Source organism: Hydrocoleum sp. CS-953 (genome assembly GCF_002260545.1).
Classification (GTDB): domain Bacteria; phylum Cyanobacteriota; class Cyanobacteriia; order Cyanobacteriales; family Microcoleaceae; genus Trichodesmium.
This window is the reverse complement of the sequence record NZ_LGSU01000868.1, coordinates 1-5,142: the sequence shown is the minus strand read 5'-3', so window position 1 is coordinate 5,142 and position 5,142 is coordinate 1. Positions and strand designations below refer to the sequence as shown.

The 5,142-nt window shown below is 35.1% G+C and carries 3 protein-coding genes; all 3 read right to left on the bottom strand.

Annotated features, from left to right (window positions below):
• Nucleotides 1–380: 380 nt before the first annotated feature.
• The 3 genes from AFK68_RS11370 to AFK68_RS36605 all read right to left on the bottom strand — a co-directional run bounded on the left by AFK68_RS11370 (nucleotide 381) and on the right by AFK68_RS36605 (nucleotide 5,030).
• The gene (locus tag AFK68_RS11370; protein WP_246844126.1) at nucleotides 381–1,430 is read right to left on the bottom strand and encodes a glycoside hydrolase family 38 C-terminal domain-containing protein; all 1,050 of its coding nucleotides are present in this window, start codon (nucleotides 1,428–1,430) and stop codon (nucleotides 381–383) included.
• Between the two features lie 17 nt (nucleotides 1,431–1,447).
• The coding region (locus tag AFK68_RS11365; protein WP_246844125.1) for an alpha-mannosidase at nucleotides 1,448–3,474 on the bottom strand (2,027 nt) is incomplete at its 3' end.
• 1,388 nt (nucleotides 3,475–4,862) lie between these two features.
• Nucleotides 4,863–5,030, bottom strand: coding sequence for a hypothetical protein (locus AFK68_RS36605; RefSeq protein ID WP_168186413.1), 168 nt, complete (start codon nucleotides 5,028–5,030; stop codon nucleotides 4,863–4,865).
• Nucleotides 5,031–5,142 lie beyond the last annotated feature (112 nt).

Sequence of the window (5,142 nt, the reverse complement as noted above, 5' to 3'; positions counted from 1 at the left end):
GAAAACTTTAATTGCCAGACTCAAGGCAAAACGAAGATTTTTCCCCACAGCAGAAATTCCTGAGAGAGGCAAAAGATAAATTCGGAAAATTCACCACTTCTCACAACCAAAAATTTCANGAAAACTTTAATTGCCAGACTCAAGGCAAAACGAAGATTTTTCCCCACAGCAGAAATTCCTGAGAGAGGCAAAAGATAAATTCGGAAAATTCACCACTTCTCACAACCAAAAATTTCAAATTGCCATCTGAGTTCGGCAAAAGATAAAAGAGGAAAAAAATTCATCTTTCCACAGCTATATCTATTATCTATAGACTCATCTACTTTTTTATTCCCTCTTCACTCTTCCCTCTTCCTTCTTCCTTCTCTCTTCTTCCTTCTTTAAAAATCTAAGGAAAAACTGACTATTTTCCAAGGTGAAATTTCACAACTCTTACTCTCAACCTCAACATTAGATTCACTAACATCTTGCTCCAACAAATTCACAACTTTTCCTATGCCTAAACCAGCGTCACTTTCCAAATTTAACTTTGCTTCTCTTCCCAAACATTCATAACATCTGAAAATCCAACGTTGATTATCCTCTGACCGTTTCAACGCCATCAAAATTAAGTTCTCAGTTTCCCAACCTAAAAAACGATAAGTTTGTGGCAAATTTCCATGAGATTTTTCTTTACTAATCAAAGGCATTATCTGTACTAGCAAAGGCATATTTAACTCATAACCTCGTTGCACAGTTCCAGCATTTTCCCAACTTCCAATATGAGGATAAATAGCATAAGTAAATTCGTGAATTCCTACATCGGCTTCCGAGTCAGGCCAAGTCGAACCTCTCAATAAAGTTAAACGTAATTCATCTGGTTTAGCATCATATCCATATTTACAATCATTCAATAAACTTACTCCATAATTATTTTTACTAATATCTGCCCAATGTAAAGCCGGAACTTCCCATTTTGCTTTCTCTCTTTCTGTCTGAGGTTTAGTAGTTCTCTTAATTGCTCCACAAGGAATTTCATAAGTAGCAAAATCTGCTTCTATATTTATGGGAAAAGCTGCTTTGACTAAAGTATGTTTTTCTTGCCAATTTACCCAACTTTTAATTTTTAGTAGTGGGGAGTCAATTTCGAGAATATAATCCTGACGAAACTCAGAATTACCTATTTTTCTAATTACCCGCAGACAACTTTTTAATTCCCCCTGTTCTACCCAAAAAATATCTATTAATTTTGCTGGAGATAAAGGATGTTGCTGATAATTCGGATCGATATTCCAAGCATCCCAATATTGACCTTCATCACGAAAAGCTTGTAATTTATTTCCTTCTGGTTTCCTCAGAACTTCCCGTTGATTAATCTTGTCAAAAATACTCTCTAGATTTCCCGTTGCTCCCTCTACCTTTACCCGTAATAAATTGTTCTCTAAAACCAATTTTTCTTTTTCTAAANAAAGGATGTTGCTGATAATTCGGATCGATATTCCAAGCATCCCAATATTGACCTTCATCACGAAAAGCTTGTAATTTATTTCCTTCTGGTTTCCTCAGAACTTCCCGTTGATTAATCTTGTCAAAAATACTCTCTAGATTTCCCGTTGCTCCCTCTACCTTTACCCGTAATAAATTGTTCTCTAAAACCAATTTTTCTTTTTCTAAACTAACAGTATTGACATTCTCAATTTTTTTTGCTATCTTCTCTGTATACTGGGTTATATTTGTGCGTATATGTGGTTTATTGCCCAAGTCCGAAAATCCAGAACATAACCAAAACACACGATAACCAACCCCTGGTATCTCAGAAGCAACAAACAGTAAATTATTATCCGACACCTGAGAAGTAAGTATTTCCCGAGCATTGTCATAAACTTGCCAGTCATCATCCCTACTCTCCAAAGAGCTTAGATGTTCGGAGTTAGGTCTTAGGGAAGAAGCAGAAGAAAAAGAAGATTTAGAAATTGTTTCTCTTCCTTTTCCACCTAGCCTCCCTTGCCTTCCTTCTCTCTCCTCATCTCCATTCTCTAATTCAAAGCTCTCCCCCTGTTCCCTAAAATCCTTTTTTGTGGGAAGCGCTGGCAAAGCAACCGAAATTAATTCCGACCTCTGCCAATTAAGAGAATTAAACACAATTATCGGATAAATCATCCCACCAGGAAAAGCATCCAAAAGAAAAGGCGGGGAGACATCAATATTAACAGCAACCCTAGTCATAGCCTCCGCCAAAATTTCCTTACCCAACCTTTCCACTTCCCGCCAATTATTATTAGCATCCACATAAACTTCCGGAATAGCCGAACCAGGTAAAATATCGTGAAACTGATTAAACAAAACCAACTTCCAAGCCATCTCCAAATCATTCTTTCGATAAAAAGAATCAGTCATAATTGAGGCAAAAACAGAAAACAACTCCGCCTGGTACAACAAATTTTCACAACGGCGGTTCCATCTTTTTTGATCTGCATGAGTCGTATAACACCCCCGATGAAATTCCAGATAAAGTTCATCTTGCCAAATAGGAAAAATACCTGAATTTGCCTCTACTAACTCAGTCAAAAAATTCTCAGCAGTCGAAAACTCCAACACAGGAAAAAAACCAGACTCTTGCCATCTCCTACCTACCTCCAACATATCGCGAGTCGGACCTCCGCCGTGGTCTCCCACCCCAGACAACCACAAAACATTTTTGTTCCCAGTTTTTGTAAACCATTCACAAGCGTACTTTGCCATTTTTACAGGTTCAATACTTTCTCCTATCGGCGGTAACATCAAACTTAAAATTCGACTTTTATCTGGAGCTTCCCACCAAAAAAATTCAAAAGGAAACTCTGTAGAATCATTCCAACGTAACTTCTGAGTAGCAAAATATTTGATATTTCCTCCTTGCAAAATTTGCGGAAGTTGCCAACAGAAACCAAAAGTATCTGGCAACCAAGCGACAGGAGAAAATCTGCCAAATTTTTCCCAAACATAACGTTGACCGTATAAAACTTGTCTAACTATTGATTCTCCTCCGACAGTATTTAATTCTGGTTCTACCCATAAACCAGCAGCGACTTCCCACTTATCTAAATCAATTTGTCGTTTAATTCTATTAAATAAGTCTGGTCGATTTTTTTCTATCCATTCATATAGTGCCGGAGTCGAATGACAGAAAATAAGTTCGGGAAAATCTTCTTGTAAATTCAGTACAGATGTGAAAGTTCGTTGCGCAGCTTCCCAAGTTTCTTCCACATCCCATAACCAAGCTAAATCTAAATGAGCGTGACCTAATAATTTGACTTTTAAACTATTAATATAGTTGTCAGAAATTTTAGTTATTTCCGAGTGGAGCTTTAGTAGCGATCGCTCAAACTTTTCTCTTTCTCCAACTGTCTGCCAATCTATCAAACTGACAGATTTTTTTATTATCTCTAAGTTTAAGTAGCTCTCAGATTCTACTTTAGTCAAATATTCGAGCAAAATTTCCAATCTATCCGCCATCAAACCAGGGTCTAGCTGATAATTTTCTAGATTTTCATAGACACACCAAGACTTTACCAAAGCACCTCGGTCATGTTCCGGACTTACCAATTTAATGCCAATAATAAAAGTCTCTCCAACTACCGCCTTTTGACTCAGCAAAATTCGACTCGAACAGTCAAACAAATCTCCCGTTTGTACTAACTTGCCATTGACATAAACTTCCGCAGATTGAGCCCACCAAGTCAAACCCAATCTTAAAGATAAGTCAGTTAAAAGATAACCGTTTAAATGTGGAGGAATTATCAACTTTTGCCCTAACCATAAAACCTGTTTGCCTTTTTCCCAAGCAATATGTTTTCTTTCATTTGTTGTAGCTAAATCCCAATCATCTAAATTTTTAAGTGCAATAATAGGTATATCCTTTTGCCAATATCGCCATTTATTTTGAATATCTACTTGCGTCAATTTTCTAAGTTTTTGAATTGTTTTGGAAATTTCTGGAATTGAAAATTGCATAAAATTTTGATTGACTGATAAGGGTGAGAATGACTATCTATAGTTTTTTTCATTTCAGATATGAAACTAGATTTAGATTATCATTTTTTCTCTCCTACTTAATTTTCAGAAAAATATTTCTAACCACGGTCTTTAAACTGAGAAAAATAAAGCTACTATAAGTATCTAGAGCTTTTTTTGAGTTTAGATGTGAAACTAGGCTGTAAGTTTTCCTCCCCTGCCTAACTTTCCCAAAATTCTGTTTCACCAAAACCTTTAGACTTAAGAAAAATTGACTCAAACAGTCAAAAAAATCTCTAAATATTNTGATAATTTTTGTCTAAAGAGACCAAATAAAAAAATCTAAAAAATCTCAATTTGCCGATAAAGTTACCATAAGCATTCAGAGATTTATTTAACTTCAAATATCAAGGTAGGTTTCATTTTCTATCCTCCTACCTAACTTGCCAAAAATCCTCTCTAACCAAAACCTTTAGACTTAGGAAACTTTGACTCAAACAGTCAAAAAAATCTCTAAATATTTCCCCTGTCTAGTCAAAGCTACTCCCAAAATAATCCTTTAAATCTAGGATAATAATTTAGATGTTAGCCTGAGGATAAAATCTATTTATCTGATTTTCCAACCAGATATTTGATGTGATGATTTTTGTCAAAATTTCCCGAATTAAAAAATCGAAAAAATCTTAATTGGCTGATGAAGTTACCATAAGCATCAAGAGATTTCTTTAACTTCAAATATCAAGGTAGGTTTCATTTTCTCTCCTCCTACCTAACTTGCCAAAAATTCTCTCTAACCAAAACCTTTCGACTTAGGTAAATTTGACTTAAACAATCAAAAAAATCTCTAAATATTTCCGCTCTCAAATCAAAGATACTAGCAAAATAATCTTTCAATCCAGAATAATAATTGAGATTTCAGCCTGAGGATAAAATCTATTTATCTGATTTTCCCACCAGATATTTGATGTGATAATTTTTGTGGAAATTTCCGAATCAAAAAATCGAAAAAATCTTAATTGGTTAATAAATTTACCATAAGCATCTAGAGATTTATTCAACTTCAGATATCAAATAAAACTAGGTTTCATTTTCTATCTTCCTGCCTAACTTTCCCAAAATTCCCTTTAAGTATCAGCTTTCGACTTAGGTAAATTTGACTTAAACAATCAA